Annotated in this window: 15 protein-coding genes; 4 read left to right on the plus strand and 11 right to left on the minus strand. The window is 70.1% G+C overall.

Annotated features, from left to right (window positions below; all coding sequences use genetic code 11):
• Window positions 1-89: 89 nt before the first annotated feature.
• From ACFSOX_RS14175 to ACFSOX_RS14215, 9 genes are all read right to left on the minus strand, one after another.
• Complete coding sequence (locus ACFSOX_RS14175; RefSeq protein WP_378478462.1) at window positions 90-914, minus strand: ABC transporter permease; 825 nt, start codon at window positions 912-914, stop codon at window positions 90-92.
• 64 nt (window positions 915-978) lie between these two features.
• Window positions 979-1812, minus strand: coding sequence for an ABC transporter ATP-binding protein (locus ACFSOX_RS14180; RefSeq protein WP_378478557.1), 834 nt, complete (start codon window positions 1810-1812; stop codon window positions 979-981).
• Window positions 1813-1831: 19 nt separating this feature from the next.
• Window positions 1832-2917: an ABC transporter substrate-binding protein gene (locus tag ACFSOX_RS14185; protein ID WP_378478463.1), complete on the minus strand. Its 1086-nt coding sequence runs from the start codon at window positions 2915-2917 to the stop codon at window positions 1832-1834.
• A 244-nt stretch (window positions 2918-3161) separates the two neighbouring features.
• Window positions 3162-3839, minus strand: a complete 678-nt coding sequence (locus ACFSOX_RS14190) for a GntR family transcriptional regulator (RefSeq protein ID WP_378478464.1) — start codon at window positions 3837-3839, stop codon at window positions 3162-3164.
• Between the two features lie 118 nt (window positions 3840-3957).
• Entirely contained in the window at window positions 3958-5166 is a 1209-nt protein-coding gene (locus ACFSOX_RS14195; protein ID WP_378478465.1) for a M24 family metallopeptidase, read from the minus strand.
• Between the two features lie 217 nt (window positions 5167-5383).
• Window positions 5384-6436: an ABC transporter substrate-binding protein gene (locus ACFSOX_RS14200; RefSeq protein ID WP_378478466.1), complete on the minus strand. Its 1053-nt coding sequence runs from the start codon at window positions 6434-6436 to the stop codon at window positions 5384-5386.
• 37 nt (window positions 6437-6473) lie between these two features.
• The gene (locus tag ACFSOX_RS14205) at window positions 6474-7922 is read right to left on the minus strand and encodes an amidohydrolase family protein (RefSeq protein WP_378478467.1); all 1449 of its coding nucleotides are present in this window, start codon (window positions 7920-7922) and stop codon (window positions 6474-6476) included.
• A gap of 17 nt (window positions 7923-7939) precedes the next feature.
• Entirely contained in the window at window positions 7940-8686 is a 747-nt protein-coding gene (locus tag ACFSOX_RS14210; protein ID WP_378478468.1) for an ABC transporter permease, read from the minus strand.
• 152 nt (window positions 8687-8838) lie between these two features.
• Entirely contained in the window at window positions 8839-9645 is an 807-nt protein-coding gene (locus ACFSOX_RS14215; RefSeq protein WP_378478469.1) for an ABC transporter ATP-binding protein, read from the minus strand.
• Window positions 9646-9885: 240 nt separating this feature from the next.
• Here ACFSOX_RS14215 and ACFSOX_RS14220 point away from each other — a divergent pair, with 240 nt between their 5' ends.
• Window positions 9886-10488, plus strand: coding sequence for a MarR family winged helix-turn-helix transcriptional regulator (locus tag ACFSOX_RS14220; RefSeq protein ID WP_378478470.1), 603 nt, complete (start codon window positions 9886-9888; stop codon window positions 10486-10488).
• A 163-nt stretch (window positions 10489-10651) separates the two neighbouring features.
• Here the strand turns inward: ACFSOX_RS14220 and ACFSOX_RS14225 are convergent, their stop codons facing one another.
• Window positions 10652-11551 carry a LysR substrate-binding domain-containing protein gene (locus tag ACFSOX_RS14225; RefSeq protein ID WP_378478471.1) on the minus strand — a complete coding sequence of 300 codons (900 nt, stop codon included), beginning with the start codon at window positions 11549-11551 and terminating at the stop codon, window positions 10652-10654.
• A 272-nt stretch (window positions 11552-11823) separates the two neighbouring features.
• Between ACFSOX_RS14225 and ACFSOX_RS14230 the strand changes: the two genes are divergently transcribed.
• The 3 genes from ACFSOX_RS14230 to ACFSOX_RS14240 are packed head-to-tail and all read left to right on the plus strand — an operon-like array spanning window position 11824 to window position 15730.
• Window positions 11824-12792, plus strand: a complete 969-nt coding sequence (locus ACFSOX_RS14230; RefSeq protein WP_378478558.1) for a tripartite tricarboxylate transporter substrate binding protein — start codon at window positions 11824-11826, stop codon at window positions 12790-12792.
• Complete coding sequence (locus tag ACFSOX_RS14235) at window positions 12792-13649, plus strand: enoyl-CoA hydratase/isomerase family protein (RefSeq protein WP_378478472.1); 858 nt, start codon at window positions 12792-12794, stop codon at window positions 13647-13649. The genes ACFSOX_RS14230 and ACFSOX_RS14235 overlap by 1 nt, the downstream gene beginning before the upstream one ends.
• Window positions 13646-15730 (plus strand): acetate--CoA ligase family protein, encoded by a 2085-nt coding sequence (locus tag ACFSOX_RS14240; protein ID WP_378478473.1) that lies wholly within the window; start codon window positions 13646-13648, stop codon window positions 15728-15730. The genes ACFSOX_RS14235 and ACFSOX_RS14240 overlap by 4 nt, the downstream gene beginning before the upstream one ends.
• 15 nt (window positions 15731-15745) lie before the next feature.
• Here the strand turns inward: ACFSOX_RS14240 and ACFSOX_RS14245 are convergent, their stop codons facing one another.
• On the minus strand, window positions 15746-16231 hold the full coding sequence (locus tag ACFSOX_RS14245) for a DUF192 domain-containing protein (protein WP_378478474.1): 486 nt from the start codon (window positions 16229-16231) through the stop codon (window positions 15746-15748).
• Window positions 16232-16456 lie beyond the last annotated feature (225 nt).

Below are 16456 nucleotides of genomic sequence, written 5' to 3' on the forward strand. Positions count from 1 at the left end.
GTGCGATCACATGTCGTGGATCACGCGCGTCGGTCACAGGCCCTGGGTCACAGGCGTTGGGTCACAGGCCTGGGGTCACAGGCCGTCGGTCACATGGCCTCGGTGGAATAGACTCGGTTGGCGAACCACTCGCCGGCGGCGACCAGCCCGTAGAGCAGCAGGCCGGCAACGCACAGGACGACGATAGCCGCCATCGACACCTCGGTGTCGGCCCGGGCGGTCGCGAAGATGATCAGGTAGCCGAGGCCGGCCTGCGCCGTGATGAACTCGCCGATGATCACGCCGATGATGGCGAGCGTCATCGCGATCTTCATGCCGCTGAAGATGTAGGGCAGCGCCGAGGGAAACCGGACCGCGGTGAACACCTGCCACTCGGTCGCGGTGAGCGAGCGGCACAGTCGCAGCATGTTGCGGTCGACGTTCATGAAGCCGGCCGCCGTCGCGATCACGATCGGAAAGAAGGCGATGAACACCGAGAAGGCGATGCGCGACTGGCTGCCCACCCCGAGCCAGATGATGAACAGTGGCGCCAGCGCGATCTTCGGGATGAGCTGAAAGAACACCAGGTTCGGGTAGAGCGCGTCGCGCGCCAGCGTCGAGTAGGTGATGAGGATCGCCAGCGCGATGCCGAGCACCGAGGCCAGCACGAAGCCGACCGCGGATTCCAGCGTCGTCGGGATCGCGTGCATCATCAGGATGTCCCAGCGCGAGACGATGTAGCGCAGGATCGCGATCGGCGACGGCAGGATGACGGCCGGCACGTCGGCGACCGTGACGGCCACCTGCCAGATGGTCAGCACCACGAGGGCGAGTCCGAGCGGCAGGCCGACGGTGCGCAGGCTGCGGCCCGCGACGCCCGAGACTGGCACCTTCAGGCTGGTGCCGGTCTCGGTGGCGATGGTGGCGTTGGCCATGGGGGCTCTCCTCGGATCGTCTTTTTCGCGCGTCGTCGCTCGGTCGTCGCGGCGCGAGCGCCGGTCACTCGACGCGCGAGGCGGCGGCGCGGGGACCGCGCGATGCGCCGGCGTCGGCATGGGCGTCCTCGATGCTCAGGCGGAGCGTCCGGCACACCGCCGTGAACTCCGCCGTCTCCTCGATGTCGAAGCGCCGCGGACGAGCGAACGGCATCTCCATGTCGAGGATGATGGTCGAGGGGCGCCCACCCATCACCAGCACGCGGTCGGACAGAAAGGCCGCCTCGCGGATCGAGTGGGTCACGAAGATCACGGTCTTGTGGTAGGTCTCGAGGATCTCCGAGAGCGCCACGTTCATCTGGTCGCGCGTGATCGCGTCGAGCGCGCTGAACGGCTCGTCCATCAGAAGAATCTCGGGATCGTGCACCAGCGCTCGGCAGATGGCCACGCGCTGGCGCATGCCACCCGACAGCTCCGCCGGCTTCTTGGTCTCGAAGCCGGAGAGCCCGACCATGCGCAAGAGCTCGCGTGCCCGATCGATGTACGTGTCGACCGGCAGCTTGAGGATTCGCACCGGGAACAGCACGTTTTCCAGCGCGCTTTTCCACGGCAGCAGCGTCGCGTCCTGGAAGATGATGCCGATGTCGCGGCGCGGCCCCGTCACCGGCGTGCCGGCGAGCGCGATGGTGCCGGCCGTGACCGGCTCGAGGCCGGCCACCATCATCAGGAGCGTGCTCTTGCCGCAGCCGCTCGGACCGAGCAGCGAGACGAACTCGCCCTTGCGCACCGCGAGCGTGGCGGAGGCGACCGCTTGGATCGCCCCGCCCTGCCGGCCGAGATACGTCTTCTGCACCCCGTCGACCGACACCAGCGGCGGGAGCGCCGCGGGCGGCGTCATGGCGAGCACGGCGGCGCTCCTAGACAAGATAGCGCCGGTAGGGCTGCGCCGCCTTCTCGGCCGCCGCGAGCTCGGCGGCGGAGAGCTTCACCTTGCCGACGAACCTGTTGGTGAACAGCGCGTCGAGATCGGGCGCCGCCGCGCCGTCGCCGGCCGCGTATTTCACCACCAGATCCGCCATGGTCTTCACCTTGGCCGGATCGGCGAAGCCGAAGCCGTGCTCCTTCACCTCCGGCACCAGGTTGGTGATGGTGGTGAGGCCCAGCCCGATGCGGGTGTACTCCTTGCCCGAGGAGGACATCGCCACCTCGCTGTTGGCCTTGAGGAAGATGTCCACGGCCTCGTCGAAATTGGTCATCGTGAACTTGATCGCCTCGAGCGCGCCCTCGACGACGGCGGCGCAGAGCGCCGGATCGTCGGCGACGCGCTTCGGCTGGGTGATCAGCGACTGGCCGTAGAACTGCAGTCCGGCGGCGGCGAACAGCATGAAGCGCACGTCGGTTCCGATCGAGGCGAGCGACGGGACCGTGGAGGTGGCGAAGGCCGCGACCGCGTCGACCTGCTTCTCGACCAGCGAGCGCTCGCGCACCTTGCCGTCGACCTGGACGAGCTGGATCTTGGAGAAGTCGACGCCCGACTTCTCCGCGTAGAGCGGCAGGAACGGATACTCGCCCGACGACACGCTGGCGCCGAGCTTCTTGCCTTCGAGATCCTTCGGGGTCTTGATCGGCGAGCCGGCGAGTACGCCGATCCCCATCAGCGCATCGTAGTTGATCTGGCCGATGCAGGTGATCGGCAGCTTCTTGGCCGCCTGCACGATCACGGTCGGGGTCGCCGCCATGCCGAAGTCGAACGTGCCGGCGCCGACCGCCTGGGCGGCCGCCCCCGAGCCCGAGCCGCGCGCCACGCTGACGTCGAGGCCGAGCTTCTTCCAGAAGCCGCGGTCGCGCGCCACATAGGCGAACAGATTCGGCCCCTCGGGGATCCAGGAGGTGGTGAAGGACACCTTGGTGAGCCCCTGCGAGATCGCCGGGGTGGCGAGCGGCAGCACGCCGGCGGCGAGCCCGGCACTCCCCAGGGCACGCAGCATGCTGCGGCGGGACATCGAGCGCTTCACGGAGACCCCCTTTCGATCGAAGACGCGACATTTCAGCGTCTTGTCGGCTATTGTATGGAATACTTCTGCCGATGCATGCAATTTTTTCCGCCACGCTGCACGTCTGTGTCGGGTCGGACTTTCCCTCACATGGTCAAAGAGTTGGGACGCGCGTCGAAGCGCCTTGCCCGAGGATTGGGCCGCGCGGTGCGGCGATGTTGCGCAGGGTTCGGGAGACCGCGGCGGTGCGCCGTCAGGCCGGAACGGCCACCGCCTCGACCATGGCGGCGATGTCGTCGCGCAGCGTCGCGACATGCGCCCGCATCGCGCTCGATGCAGCCTCGCCGTCGGCCCGCAGGATCGCGTCGACCACGGCGCGGTGCTCACGGTTCGAGGTGTCGATCAGGCCGGGCAGCGCCGTCACCTGGCGGCGATAGGGCTCGAGCCGGTGGCGCAACGCCAGGGTCTGGCCGGCCAGATAGGTGTTGTGGGCGGCCGCGTAGATCGCCTCGTGGAGCCGGGCATTGGCCAGGTAGTAGTCGGCCGGCGTGCGGGCCGCCTCGCAGGCCTCGCGCGCGGCCAGCACGGCGGCCCGATCGGCGGCGGTGTGGCGGCGCGCGGCGAGCTCGGCGCAGGCGCCCTCCATGACCCCCATCAGCTCGAGCATCTCGACGATGTCCTTGAGGGTGAGCACCGCGACATGGGCGCCCTGGTGCGGCCTGATCTCCACGAGCCCGGCCGAGGCGAGCGCCTTGAAGGCCTCGCGCACCGGCGTGCGGGAGACGCCGAAGCGGCGCGCGATCCCCTCCTCGTCGAGACGGGTGCCGGGACGCAGCCGGCCGGCGAGGATCTCCTCCTCGAGCTTCAGCCGCAGCCGCTCCGTGCGGGTCGCCCCCGCCGGCATCGGCACCCGGAACTGACTGGTCTTCAAGGCGTCCCCTCGACGAGCCGTCGCGCGAGACGCGAGGCGCCCGCACACCGCGGCGCAGCATATGCCGGCGGGGCGGCCGCTGTCGATGCGGGCGCGACCGGACGCGCCGGGCGCCGGGTCAAAGCACCTGATACCCGCGCGGAAACTGCTGGAGCGCGCGCCAGCCCTCTTCGGTGACCAGCACGAGATGGCCGGTCTGCACGCCGGCCGTTCCGTCGCGCGTCGTCACGTTGGGCTGGACGACGAGCGCCATCCCGGCGGCGAGCGTCAGGTCCGGAATGCCGGCGGAGGGGCGGCTCGCGGTGCCGAGCACGGGCGGCAGATAGCCGCCGCCGTAGCCGTGAACCAGATCGTCGATCACCGTGAAGCCGGCCTCTTCGATCCCGCGCGACGCTTCCACGAGATCGCGCGCATGGGCACCGGGCCTCACTTGCGCCAGCACGGCGTCCATCGCGGCATCGGCGACAGCGTGGAGCTCGCGAAAGAGCGGGCTCGGTTCGACGCCGAGAAAGAAGGTGCGCAGGATCTGGCCCGTCCAGCCCCAGTAGTCGACCGACAGCTCGCAGCTCACCACGTCGCCGGTGCGCAGCACGCGACCCGACGGATACTGCCGCGGCACCGCGACGTCCGGCGCGTCCATGCCGGTCGAATGGACGTAGTGGATGAAGTCGGTGCCGCCGAGCGCCAGATAGCTCTCCTGCACGCGGGCGATCAGCGCGCGCTCGCTGATGCCGGGCCGGGCGTGCTCCGCGAACGCCGTCACGGCGAGATCGGTGAGACCGGCGGCGAGCGACAGCCATCGCACCTCCTCGTCCGACTTGATCATGCGGAGCTGCGCATAGGCGCGGTTCATGTCGACCACGCGGAAGCGCCCGGCGAGCCGCTCGGCCTCGCCCGGCGGCAGGCGGCCGATCACGCCCACCGTGGCGCGGCCCGTGATCGCGGCGTCGCTGGTCGCGCTCGCGACGCTCTCGGCGGCGCGCCCGATCGCGCTGCCCTCGCCCCACGCGACCTCGGTGTGCCAGGCGATGCGGCGCGCCAGCGGCAGATGGTTGTAGTGCTGGACGAACATGCGTCGCGGCACGCCGGGTACGATCACGGTGACGGCCTCGGCCGTGACCGGCCAGCCGGTGATCCAGCCGGTCGCGGTTCCGGCCCGCATCGCCTCGGCGACGATCAGGGCATCGAGCCCGTGCGTCGCCATCATGCCCGCGACAGCGGCCGCGCGGCGCTCCATCTCGGCCTCCGAGACGCGCGGATAGTCGACGTCAAGAAGGTCGCCGAAGCGCGACCGCAACTGCGCCTCGAAGATCGCACGCGACGGCATGGTCCCTCTCTCGTTGTTATTTTCTTGCCAGGCGGGACGCCTTTCACCTCTCCACACGAGGCGCGTGCCGCATTGCTCCCCGGTCGTTCCGGGGCGGCGCGTCAGCGCCGAGCCCGGAACCCATACGCCCTGTCTGTCGTGAGCCACGGACACCGGTGATATGGATTCCGGGCTCGCGAGCTATGCCCGCGCCCCGGAATGACACCGCACGGACACCTCACTTCCCGAAAGGCTTCTCCTTCTCCAGCCGCGCCGCGGCCTCCTTGGCGATCGAGAGATCGAACAGCCGATCGGCCGGCACCTTCTTCTCGACGAAGTCGTAATAATCGGCCCAATAGTCCTGCATCTTCATGATCGAGGCCACGTTCGGCACGCCGTCCTCGTTGGTGTAGGACCAGAACGGCGCGATCGCCTTGACGGTCTCGGGCTTCTGCAGTGCCGTGGTGCGAGCCAGGATGTCGACGATCTCGGGATGCTGGTCGGGCGCCGCGGCGGCGGCGTTGAACTCCTTCGCACCCTGCAGATAGGCCATGGCGAAGCGCACCAGCACGTCGCGCTTCTCGCGGATCAGCGCCTGCCGGGTCGCGTAGACGCCGATCGGGCCGTCGGGGTCGATCTTGTCCCCCGTGGCGATCATCGGACCCCAGCCGTTCTTCTCGGCGAAGAAGCCGAACTGATAGGCGAGATCGGTCGCGTCCACCTGGTTCTGGCCGAGCATCTTCATGAGGTCGGGCTGCGGCACGTTGAGCACCCAGGTCACGTCCTTGCGCGGATCCAGTCCGGCCTTCTGCAGCGCCAGCGAAAAGACGTACTGGTTGATGCTGCCGGTGCCGCTGACGCCGATCTTCTTGCCCTTCAGCTTGCCGAGATCGGCGGCGGTCTTGATGCCGGCCTCCGCCATCGGCTTGCTGACGTTGATGACCGTGTAGCCCCGGCCCGCCTTGTTGTTGCCGCGGTCGAGCACGACGACGAGCGGCGCGCCGCGGGCGATCGAGTTGAACAGGCTGGCGTTCGCGGTCATGAAGGTGAGGTCGAGCTCGCCCGCGATCAGCGCCGGAACGGCCTGCTGGCCGTCGATGAACATGCGCTTCTCGATCGTGATGCCGAGCTTCTTGAAGTAGCCCTTCTCGTCGGCGACCAGGAAGCCGCCGCCGGTGATGAAGGGCCCCTCCCCGATGCGCAGCACGTCGGCCGCGCGCGACGCGGTCGTCGTTCCCGCTATACCCAGCACCGCGGCGACGATCGCCAGAACTCTGCCAGACGCTTTCATGACCGTGTCCTTCTTCCGTGGGGGCTGCGGAGAATTCTTAGGCATGCGCAGGATGTCGCCTCACCGGCGCGGCGTGAACGGGCCAGGGCGAGGCCATGCGGGCCGAAAGTCCGGCGCGTTCGGCGATCGCGCGGCCGATCGCTTCGGCCTCGCGCAAGACCTCGCGATGATCGGGACAGCGCGGAAACGCGCCGTCGCGATAGACGATCTCGCCGTCGACCAGCACCACCTTGGCGTCCGAGCCCTTGCCGGCGCACACGAAAGCGGAGAGCGGTCGCAGCAGCGGCCCGACATGGGGCCGGCGCATGTCGAACACGGCGACGTCGGCACGCTTGCCGACCTCGAGCGAACCGATCTCGGCGTCGAGCCCGGCGGCGCGCGCCGCGTCGATGGTCGCCATTTCGATCGCCTGCTCGACCGAGATGCGGGTCGGATCGAGGTGCCGCTGGTGCTGGAACAGCACGCAGGCCTTGATCTGCTCGAGCATGTCGTCCGTGTAGTCGACCATCGGCCCATCGGTGCCGAGCGCCGTGACGATGCCGAGCCGCGCCGCGTTGGCGATCGGCCCGATGCCGCCGCCGCGGATCGACTCGCTGGTCGGGGTGTAGACAAGGCTCGCCCCGACATGCGCCATCTGCTCGAGGTCGAGCTCGGTGCAGTGGATGCCGTGCGCGAGGATCCAGTGCTCGTCGAGCACGCCGAGCTGCATCAGGTAGCGCACGTCGGTGCGCCCGGTGTCGCGCAGATGCTTGAGGAAGCCCTTCTCCAGCGAGAAGGTGCCGCCGGCGATGTGGCTGGAGATCTTCAGGTCGAGATCGCGAGCGAGCTGATAGCCGCGGGTGATCAGCTCCTCGGTGCTCATGCCCGAGGCCGTCCAATGGGCGTTGGCCTCGATCACCATGCCCATGCGCACGAGGCCGCCATGGGCGCCGTCCCAGCGCCGCGCCTCCTCGGCGAAGGCGGCGAGCGATTCATCGAGCGTCAGCGGATGCGCGGCGAAGCGCGGGTTGCGGCAGCGCAGCTCCTTGGCGAAGATCTGGCGGATGCCGAGCGCGGCCTGCGGCGCGACGATCGCCTCGACGATCTCGGGCGTCGTCACCGTGACGGAATGGTTGAGCGAGCAGGTCGTGCCGGTCGCCAGCATCTCCAGTCCGCACTGCCAGCTCGCCACCCGCATCGCCTGCGCATCGAGCCGCGACACCAGTGGGAAGACGAGATCGGTGATCCAGTCCTCCAGCAGCAGGCCGTCCGCGAGCCCCTTGAACAGCACGTACCAGTGATGCTGATGCAGGTTGATCAGCCCCGGCATCACCAGGCAGCCCGTCGCGTCGATCACCTCGTCGGCGCCGCGCCGCAGCTCGGGATCGACGCTCGCGCCGACCGCGGCGATACGGCCGTCCGCGACCACCACGGCACCGCCCGGATACATGTTGCGGGCGCCGTCGACCGTGACCACCAGGCCGTTCTCGATGAGGATACGTGCCATGTCGCCTCGGGCCTCGCTCAACGCTTGCCGACGGCCCAGGGGGCGACGAGACGGTCGATCGCCTGCTGGGCCTTGATGATGACGCCGCCGAACACGGCGAGGACGACCAGGGCGGCGAACACCTTCTCGGTCTCCATCACCTGGCCGTAGCGGATGAGCAGATAGCCCATGCCGCTCTGGTTCGAGCCGCCGATCATCTCGGCCGCGACCACCAGGATGATGGTGACTCCCATGCCGAGATGGAGGCCCGAGAAGATGCTCGGGATCGCCGCCGGGATCACCACGTGCATCTGGATCTGTCGCGTGCTGGCGCCGAGATCGCGCGCCGTCTTGACGAGCTCCTGGCTGGTCTGGCGGATCCCGGCGAACGTACTGATGACCACGGGGAAGAACGCCGTCACGGCGCTGATGGTGAGGATGTAGGCTTCGCCGGTGCCGAGCCAGATGATCAGGAGCGGGATCAGCGAGATCTTGGGCAGCGGATAGAGCGCCGCGATCCACGGGTCGAGGACATCGGCGGCGATCCGCGACATCCCCATCAGCACGCCGACCATCACGCCGAGCAGGCCGGCAACCACGAACCCCGCCATGATGCGCGCGAAGGTGACGGCGAGATTCCACGGCAACGTGCCGTCGGCGATCATGGCGACCAGATAGCGCGCGATGCTGGACGGCGCCGGCAGGATGATGGGGGCCACCTCGCCGGCGCGCACCGCGGCCTCCCAGACGGCGAGGAAGAGCACCACCGACAAGGTCGGAAGCACACGAATCCAAAACGGGTCGCGGCGTCGTCGTGCCGGCCGCCCGCTCCTCGCGCGTCCACTCTTCGCATGTCCGCTCGCGATGCCGCCGCGTCCCGCGAAGGCGGCGGCGGCGCGGCGGCTCCAGCCGCCGAACATGGCGCGTCCGCTCGGAATCATGCGAGGGCCTCGTCCTGCTGACGCATGGCGTTCAACACCTCCTCGCGGATCAGGTGGAGAATGCGGTCGTAGAGCGCGCCGAACGCCTTGGTGCCGACCATCTCCTGGGTGCGCGGGCGCGGCAGATCGATCACGATCACCTCCTTGACACGACCCGGGCGGGCCGTCATCACCACCACCTCGTCGCCGAGCAGGATCGCCTCGTCGATCGCGTGGGTGACGAACAGGATGGTGTTGCGCAGCCGCTCGAAGATGCGGGTCAGCTCCTCCTGCATGACGATCTTGGTCTGCGCGTCGAGCGCCGCGAAAGGCTCGTCCATCAGGAGGATCGGCCGGTCCATGATGAGGGCGCGGGCGAGCGCGACCCGCTGTCGCATGCCGCCGGAGAGCTGGCTGCACGCCTTCTCCTCGAAGTTCCGCAATCCCACCAGGGCGATCAGCTCGCGGGCGCGGGCGTAGCGCGCCTCGCGCGGCACGCCCGCCATCTCCGGCCCGAAGGCGACGTTGTCGATGACGTTGCGCCACGGAAACAGGTTCAGCGACTGCCACATCATCACCGAGCACTGGCCCGGCTTCGCCGGCGCCGCGCCCGGCGTCTTCGGATCGACGATGCGGATCGTGCCGGAGGTTGCGGTCTCGATGCCGCCGACGATCTGGGCGAGCGTGCTCTTGCCGCAACCGCTCGGACCCAGCAGGCAGGTGAGCGTGCCGGAGCGGAACCGATGCGTGATGCCGTCGAGCGCGCGCACGCCGTCGCCGCCGTCGTCCCACACCTGCACCAGATTCTCGACGAAAATGTCCATGCGCGGGGGCTCGCAGGAAGGCGCCGAGCGGAGGAGAGCGGCAGCCGCGTGCGGACACGAGACGCCGAACCGCTCGACATTGATTATCTTAACGTTGAGCTTTTCATTTGCGTGCCCGCCTCGTCAAGCTCATTATGCGTGCGCAGTGCCGCAAACGACGGCGGCGACCTTCGCGGTCGCACACCATCTTTCGACCGTCATGTTTCGAGCATCGGCACGAAACGTTCGAGCGCAGGCCAGATGACCACCGAAGTGTCCGACTCCGTCGCGAAGCTGCTCACCGAATGGCGGCGCGAGCGCCCCGACCTCGACCCGTCGCCGATCGGCGTGCAGGGCCGCGTCATGCGGCTCGCCGCGCATTTCCAGCGCCGGACCGAGGACTGGCTGGCGCCGCTCGGCCTGTCCTGGGAGGCGTTCAGCCTGATCGTGACGCTGCGGCGCTCGGGCAAGCCTTACGAATTGCGGCCGACCGACCTGCTCGCCGAGTCGCTGCTCACCTCGGGCGCCATCACCAACCGGATCGACAAGGTCGAGGCGCTCGGGCTGGTCGAGCGGCGGCCCGACCCACGCGACCGGCGCGGCGCCATCATCCGTCTCACGCCCGCCGGCAAGCGGCTCGCCGATCGCGCCATCGCCGATCACGTCGCCGGAGTCGAGGGCCTGCTCGACGCGCTGTCGGGCGCCGAGCAGCGCCAGCTCGCCGCGCTGCTGACGAAGCTCCTCGTCGCGACCGAGCGGCGCGTCGAAGGCGAGCGACACGGCCGACGACGGCCGGCCGTGGACCGGCCGGCGCGGACCGAGAGCGCCCGCCGCAAGCCGGTCGATACCACACGCGCCGATTAGGTCTGAGCCGACGCGCGAACCGACGGACGACGAGGTCGCGTCGCCGACCTCGCCACCGACCTCGCCACCGACCTCGCGAGGCCGAGCCCGAGCCGGGTCGGGATGCGCGCGGCACGCGACCGCGAGCAGCCGACCTGTTCGGGCACATGAGCCGGACAGCGCCTCAGCTCGTCTCCAGCGCGCAGGAAATCTCGTCGCGCAGCCAGTCGCGAAACGCCTTCACGGTGCGACTGGCGCGCCGTCCCTGCGGCAGCAGCAGGTAATAGCCGAGGTCGAGCGGCAGCACGTGATCGAACGGCGCGACGAGGCTGCCGAGCCGCACATGCTGGGCGACCAGCACCCGCACGCCCATCGCGACCCCGATGCCCTGCAGGGCCGCCTCGTAGGCCAGCACCGAGTTCTCGAACTTGAGCCCGCGGGTCGCGTCGATCCCGGCGACGCCGGCCGAGGCGAGCCACAGCGCCCAGTCGTTCGGCCGCGCCAGCGAGTGCAGCAGCGTGTGACGCGCCAGATTCTCGGGCGCGCTGGGGTCGGCCCAGCCGCGAGTCAGCGCCTCGGTGCAGACCGGCATCAGCTCGACGGGCGCCAGGAACTCGGCCTCGCAGCCCTCGAAGCGGCCGGTGCCGGTCCTGATCACGACCTGGTCGGCGCGCGCATCGAGGGTCGGATGCGCCGAGGCGGTGAGGCGGATCTCGATGTCGGCGAAGCGATCGTGGAACCGTTGCAGCCGCGGGATCAGCCAGCGCTGGCCGAAGGTGGTGTGGGTGTGGACGGAGAGGACGTCGCGCTGGCCCCGCATGCTCACCGCGGCGACGGCGCCGTCGATTTCGTCGAGCGCGCGATTGATGGTCGGGAACAGCCGCCGGCCGCTCTCGGTGAGCTTGATCGTGCGGTGCGAGCGCTCGAACAGCGACACCGCCAGATGATCCTCCAGTGCCCGGATCTGGCGGCTTACCGCGACCTGGGTGACCTCGAGCTCGGCGGCCGCCGCCGTGAAGCTGAGATGGCGAGCCGCGACCTCGAAGGTGCGCAGCGGATTGAGAGGAACACGACGGCCGCGCATGGCTTTGCCCAACTTTTGGTTATGGATGCTGAGCCTTTTGCTTCGTTGTGTCAACGCCGCCACCGACTAGCATCGGGTCACGGCCGCGCTGCGACTCATAACTCAGCGGGTTCCCGTCAGGGGACACCGACAAGGCCGGGACACGCGGAGGAACCATGCGCACCCTGGACGACGAAGCCCGCCCCATGCCGGTGACCGATCGGTCGGACCGGCCTTCCCTCGCGACACCACGGCCGCGGTCCACCGCGACAGTCGCCCGAACCTTGCGGGTGATGCTCGGCGCCGCGCTGCTCGGCGCGCTCGCGGTCACGCTCGCCGGCATCGCACCGGCGCGGGCGGCGTTTCCGGATCGCGTGGTGCGCATCGTCGTGCCGTTCGCGGCCGGCGGCGGCACCGATCTGATCGCCCGCCGGCTCGCCGACGAGATGGGCAAGGTCATGGGCCAGCGCGTCATCGTCGAGAACCGCCCCGGCGCCGGCACCATCCTGGGCTCCGCCGCGGTCGCGTCGAGCCCGCCCGACGGCTACACGCTGCTGATGGCGACCTTCGCACATGCCGTCAATCCGAGCCTCAACCCGAAGCTGCCCTACGACACCTTCAAGGCGTTCGCGCCGGTGGCGCTCGTCGCGCGCTCGTTCAATGTCGTCGTCGTCAATCCGGACCTGCCCTGGCGCTCGGTCGCCGATCTGGTCGCGGCGGCCAAGCGCGATCCCGGGAAGATCAATTACGGCTCGTTCGGCAACGGCACCTCGGCGCATCTCGCCGGCGAGCTGTTCAAGAACCTCGCGCAGGTCGACCTCACCCACGTGCCCTATCAGGGCGCCGCACCCGCCATCACGGATCTGATGGGCGGCCAGACCCAGGTGATGTTCACGACCGCGGCGAGCGTCGCCTCCCACATCCAGAGCGGCCGGCTGCGGCCGCTCGCGGTCACGTCGGCGGCGCGGGCGTCGCTGTATCCCGATCTGCCGACCGTCGCCGAGGCGGGCGTTCCCGGCTATGTCGCCGAGAGCTGGTACGGCCTCTACGCCCCGGCCGGCACGCCGGCCGAGATCGTCGCAGCGCTGAACCAGGCGGCACGGCGCGCCGCCGAGAGCGAGGCTTTCGCCAAGCTGAAGGACATCGAGGGCCTCACCATCGAGGCCGGCGCACCGGCCGATCTCGATCGCTACGTGAGGGCCGAGGCGGAGCGTTGGAAGCGCCTCGTCGAGGCCGCCAACATCCGCACGGAGCGCCAGTGATGACCGACACGCCCGTCCGTCAGTTCGTCGACCTCGTGGTCGAGAATGGCATCGCCACCGTGACGCTGTCACGCCCGGAGGTCCGCAACGCCATCCACGACGCCATGCGGGCGGAGCTGATCGGGGTGCTCGACCGCGTCGCCGAGGACGAGGCCGTGCGGGCCGTGGTGATCACCGGCCGGGGTGGCGCCTTCTGCGCGGGCGGCGACGTGTCGGGCATGCGCACACGGCTCGCCGAGCCGGCCGGCGAGATCGCCTTCAACGGCTGGCGCCGCCAGCGCAAGACCCATCGCAGCATCGCCAGCCTCCATCAGATGGGCAAGCCGACCGTCGCGGCCGTCGCGGGCGCCGCGGTCGGGCTCGGCTGCGATCTCGCCCTGTGCTGCGATTTCATCGTGGCCGGCGAGAGCGCCGTGTTCGCGATGAGCTTCATCCACCGCGGCCTGGTGCCGGACGGCGGCGGGCTCTACTTCCTGCCGCGGCGCGTCGGCCTGCCGCGCGCCAAGGAGCTGATCTTCTCGGGGCGCCGCGTCAAGGCCGACGAGGCGTTGCGCATCGGGCTCGCCGACCGGCTGGTGAGCGATACGGACCTGCTCGCGACCGCGCAGGCCTGGGCGGCCGAGCTCGGCGCCGGCTCGCCGGTCGCGCTCGCGCTGACCAAGTCGATCCTCGACCGCACCTTCGAGCTGCCCGAGGAGCAGGTCTTCGCGCTCGGCCGCCAGGCCCAGGCGATCTGCTACACGACGACGGCGCACCGCGAGTCGGTGGAGGCCTTCCTGTCGAAAGCCGAACGAAAGGAAGCCGATCGCAGGAGCACCGCTCGAGAGGGCACCGACCGTCAGGAGCCGTCGCGGTGACGCGCCTCGATCGTCTGTTCAGCCCGCGCAGCATCGCCGTGATCGGCGCCTCCGCGGACGCGACCAAGCTGACCGGCCGGCCGATCGCCTATCTGGAGAAGCACGGCTACGCCGGCGCCATCTATCCGGTGAACCCGCGGACCGAGACGATCGGCGGCCGCCGCTGCTACCCGGAGGTCGCCTCGCTGCCGGAGGTGCCCGATGTCGGCCTCGTGCTGCTCGGCGCCGAGCGCGCCGTCGCCGCGGTCGAGCAGCTCGCACGCGCCGGCGCGGCCGCCGCCGTGGTGCTGGCGAGCGGCTTCGGCGAGGCCGGCGAGGACGGCCGGAGGCGCCAGCAGGCGTTGCGCGAGGCGGCCGGCGGCATGCGGCTCCTCGGCCCCAACACCATCGGTCTCGTCAATGTCGACGAGCGGATCATGCTGTCGGCGAGCGGCGCCATGGAGCTCGACGGCTTCGTGCCCGGCCGCGTCGCGCTGGTGTCGCAGAGCGGCGGCATCCTGGGCGCATTGTTGTCGCGCGGTGCGGCGCGAGGTATCGGCTTCTCCAAGCTGGTCGCCACCGGCAACGAGGCCGATCTCGACGTCGCCGACATGATCGATCACTTGGCCGACGACGACGCGACCGCCGTGATCGCGCTCTACATCGAGGGGCTGCGCCACGTCGACCGGTTCCGCGCCGTCACCATGAAGGCGGCCGCGCGCGGCAAGCGCCTCGTCGTCTATAAAGTGGGACGGTCGGAGACGGGCGCCCGCTCGGCCGTGTCGCACACCGGGGCGCTCGCCGGCTCCGACCGGCTGTACGACGCGCTGTTTCGCCAGCTCGGCATCGTGCGAGCGAACGCCTTCTCGGACCTGCTCGACATCCCGGCCGCGCTCGCCACCGGCCGCCGGCTCGGCGGCGCCCGGCTCGCCGTCGTCACCACCACCGGGGGGGCCGCGACCCTGATCGCCGACAATGCCGGCCTTGCCGGCTTCGCGCTCCCGGATCCTGATCCCGCCACCGCCGAGGGCCTGACGGCGCTCGCTATTCCGGACGCGACGCTCGACCGCAATCCCGTCGACGTGACGCTCGCGGGCCTTCGCCCCGAGCTGTTCCGCCGCGTGCTGGCGCTGCTCTCGGCGAGCCCGGGCTACGACGCCATCGTCACCATCGTCGGATCGTCCGCGCTCGGCCAGCCCGACCTCGTCGCCAAGCCGCTGATCGCGGCGATCGAGAACACCGAAAAGCCGATTCTCGCCTATGTGAGCCCGGAGGCACCCCATATCGTCGCCGCGCTCAACCGCGCCGGCGTCCCGGCCTTCGCGAGCCCCGAGGGCTGCGTCGCGGCGCTCGCCGCCCTGCGGATCGCGCCGCCTGCGGCCTGTCCGGAACGCTCGGCTGCGACGCTGCGGGCGGCCGGCGAGCCGACCGTGCCTCCGGGGAGCGGCCCACTGAACGAGGCCGACAGCAAGGCGCTGTTCGCCCGCTTCGGCATTCCGGCCGTCGCCGAGATGGTCGCGGCGACGCCCGAGGACGCCGCGGCGGCAGCGCAGCGCCTCGGGGGTGAACCCGTGGTCGTCAAGATTCTGTCACGCAGCATCGCGCACAAGAGCGAGCTGGGCGGCGTCGCGGTCGGCGTCGCGCCCGCGGCGGTCGCCGACTGTTGCCGCGCCATGGCGGCGCGCGTTTCGGAATGGGCGGCAGGCGCGCTCGACGGCTTCCTGGTGCAGGAGTGCGTCACCGACGGCATCGAGATGATTCTCGGCCTGTCCCGCGATCCGCAGCTCGGCCCCGCCGTGCTGCTCGGCGTCGGCGGCGTCACGGCCGAGCTGCTGAAGGACACGACGCTGCGGCCGCTGCCGCTGGCGCCCGGCGATGCCGCGGCGATGATCGCCGAGCTGAAGCTCGCGCCACTGCTGCACGGCTATCGCGGACGGCCGGCAGCCGACACGGCCGCGCTCGTCGCCGCGATCGAGGCGTTCTCCGTGATGGTGACGTCCCTCGGCGACCGCTTGCAGGAGGCGGAGATCAACCCCCTGTTCGTCCGCCCCGCCGGACACGGCGTCGCGGCCGCCGACGGCCTGGTGGTGCTGGCGCCTTGACGGGCGACCAGCGGCTCAGCGCCCCGTGAACATCGGGTGACCGATCCGATCACCCGGCGCGATGCCGAGCTTCTTCGCCGTGCCGGCGACCACCTCGAGCACGCCGCGCACCGGGCCGCCCGACGGGATGATGCGCTCCGACATCGGCGTCGTGTTCTCGGCGATGCGATGGATGCGCCCGTCCGCCGTGATGAAGATCATGTCGAGCGGCACATAGGTGTTCTTCATCCACATCGAGACCGGCTCGTCGCGCTTGAAGTCGAACAGCATGCCGGTGCCCTCGGGCAGCTCCTTGCGGTGCATCAGCCCCTGCGCGCGCTCGGCATCCGTCGTGGCGACCTCGACCGAGAAGACGTGCACGCCGGTCTTGGTCGCGATCTCCAGCGTCTGCCGCTCGAAGGCGATGGCGCCCGAGACGCCGAGCGGCGCGCCGAGCAGGATCGCGAGGACCGCGACGGTGACGAGCCGGAGCGCGGCGGACAGGACGGTACGACGGGTCATGCGGGAACCTTGCGGACTGGCGCCATGCTGGTGCGAACGCCCTGGGACGCACGGCTTCCCGCGGGCCGTTTTGCCGGCCCGGCGCATACGCGCTCACGGGCGGCGCGTCACCCTACCCCATCGGGCGCGGATTTGAAGAGCCTCGGCGACCGAGACCGCGAGACGAGGTCCGGCCGCCGCAGGCGTCCAGTGTCATGGGCGGGAGGAGGAACGCGCCATCCGAAA

The sequence above is a fragment of the Rhodoplanes azumiensis genome, from assembly GCF_042682915.1.
Classification (GTDB): Bacteria; Pseudomonadota; Alphaproteobacteria; order Rhizobiales; family Xanthobacteraceae; genus Rhodoplanes; species Rhodoplanes azumiensis.

Bases quoted from the DNA above. Each gene is read 5' to 3' on its own strand.
- ACFSOX_RS14175 (WP_378478462.1), bottom strand. From the start codon at position 914: ATGGCCAACGCCACCATCGCCACCGAGACCGGCACCAGCCTGAAGGTG.
- ACFSOX_RS14180 (WP_378478557.1), bottom strand. From the start codon at position 1,812: ATGACGCCGCCCGCGGCGCTCCCGCCGCTGGTGTCGGTCGACGGGGTG.
- ACFSOX_RS14185 (WP_378478463.1), bottom strand. From the start codon at position 2,917: ATGTCCCGCCGCAGCATGCTGCGTGCCCTGGGGAGTGCCGGGCTCGCC.
- ACFSOX_RS14195 (WP_378478465.1), bottom strand. From the start codon at position 5,166: ATGCCGTCGCGTGCGATCTTCGAGGCGCAGTTGCGGTCGCGCTTCGGC.
- ACFSOX_RS14200 (WP_378478466.1), bottom strand. From the start codon at position 6,436: ATGAAAGCGTCTGGCAGAGTTCTGGCGATCGTCGCCGCGGTGCTGGGT.
- ACFSOX_RS14205 (WP_378478467.1), bottom strand. From the start codon at position 7,922: ATGGCACGTATCCTCATCGAGAACGGCCTGGTGGTCACGGTCGACGGC.
- ACFSOX_RS14215 (WP_378478469.1), bottom strand. From the start codon at position 9,645: ATGGACATTTTCGTCGAGAATCTGGTGCAGGTGTGGGACGACGGCGGC.
- ACFSOX_RS14220 (WP_378478470.1), top strand. From the start codon at position 9,886: ATGACCACCGAAGTGTCCGACTCCGTCGCGAAGCTGCTCACCGAATGG.
- ACFSOX_RS14225 (WP_378478471.1), bottom strand. From the start codon at position 11,551: ATGCGCGGCCGTCGTGTTCCTCTCAATCCGCTGCGCACCTTCGAGGTC.
- ACFSOX_RS14230 (WP_378478558.1), top strand. From the start codon at position 11,824: ATGCTCGGCGCCGCGCTGCTCGGCGCGCTCGCGGTCACGCTCGCCGGC.
- ACFSOX_RS14235 (WP_378478472.1), top strand. From the start codon at position 12,792: ATGACCGACACGCCCGTCCGTCAGTTCGTCGACCTCGTGGTCGAGAAT.
- ACFSOX_RS14245 (WP_378478474.1), bottom strand. From the start codon at position 16,231: ATGACCCGTCGTACCGTCCTGTCCGCCGCGCTCCGGCTCGTCACCGTC.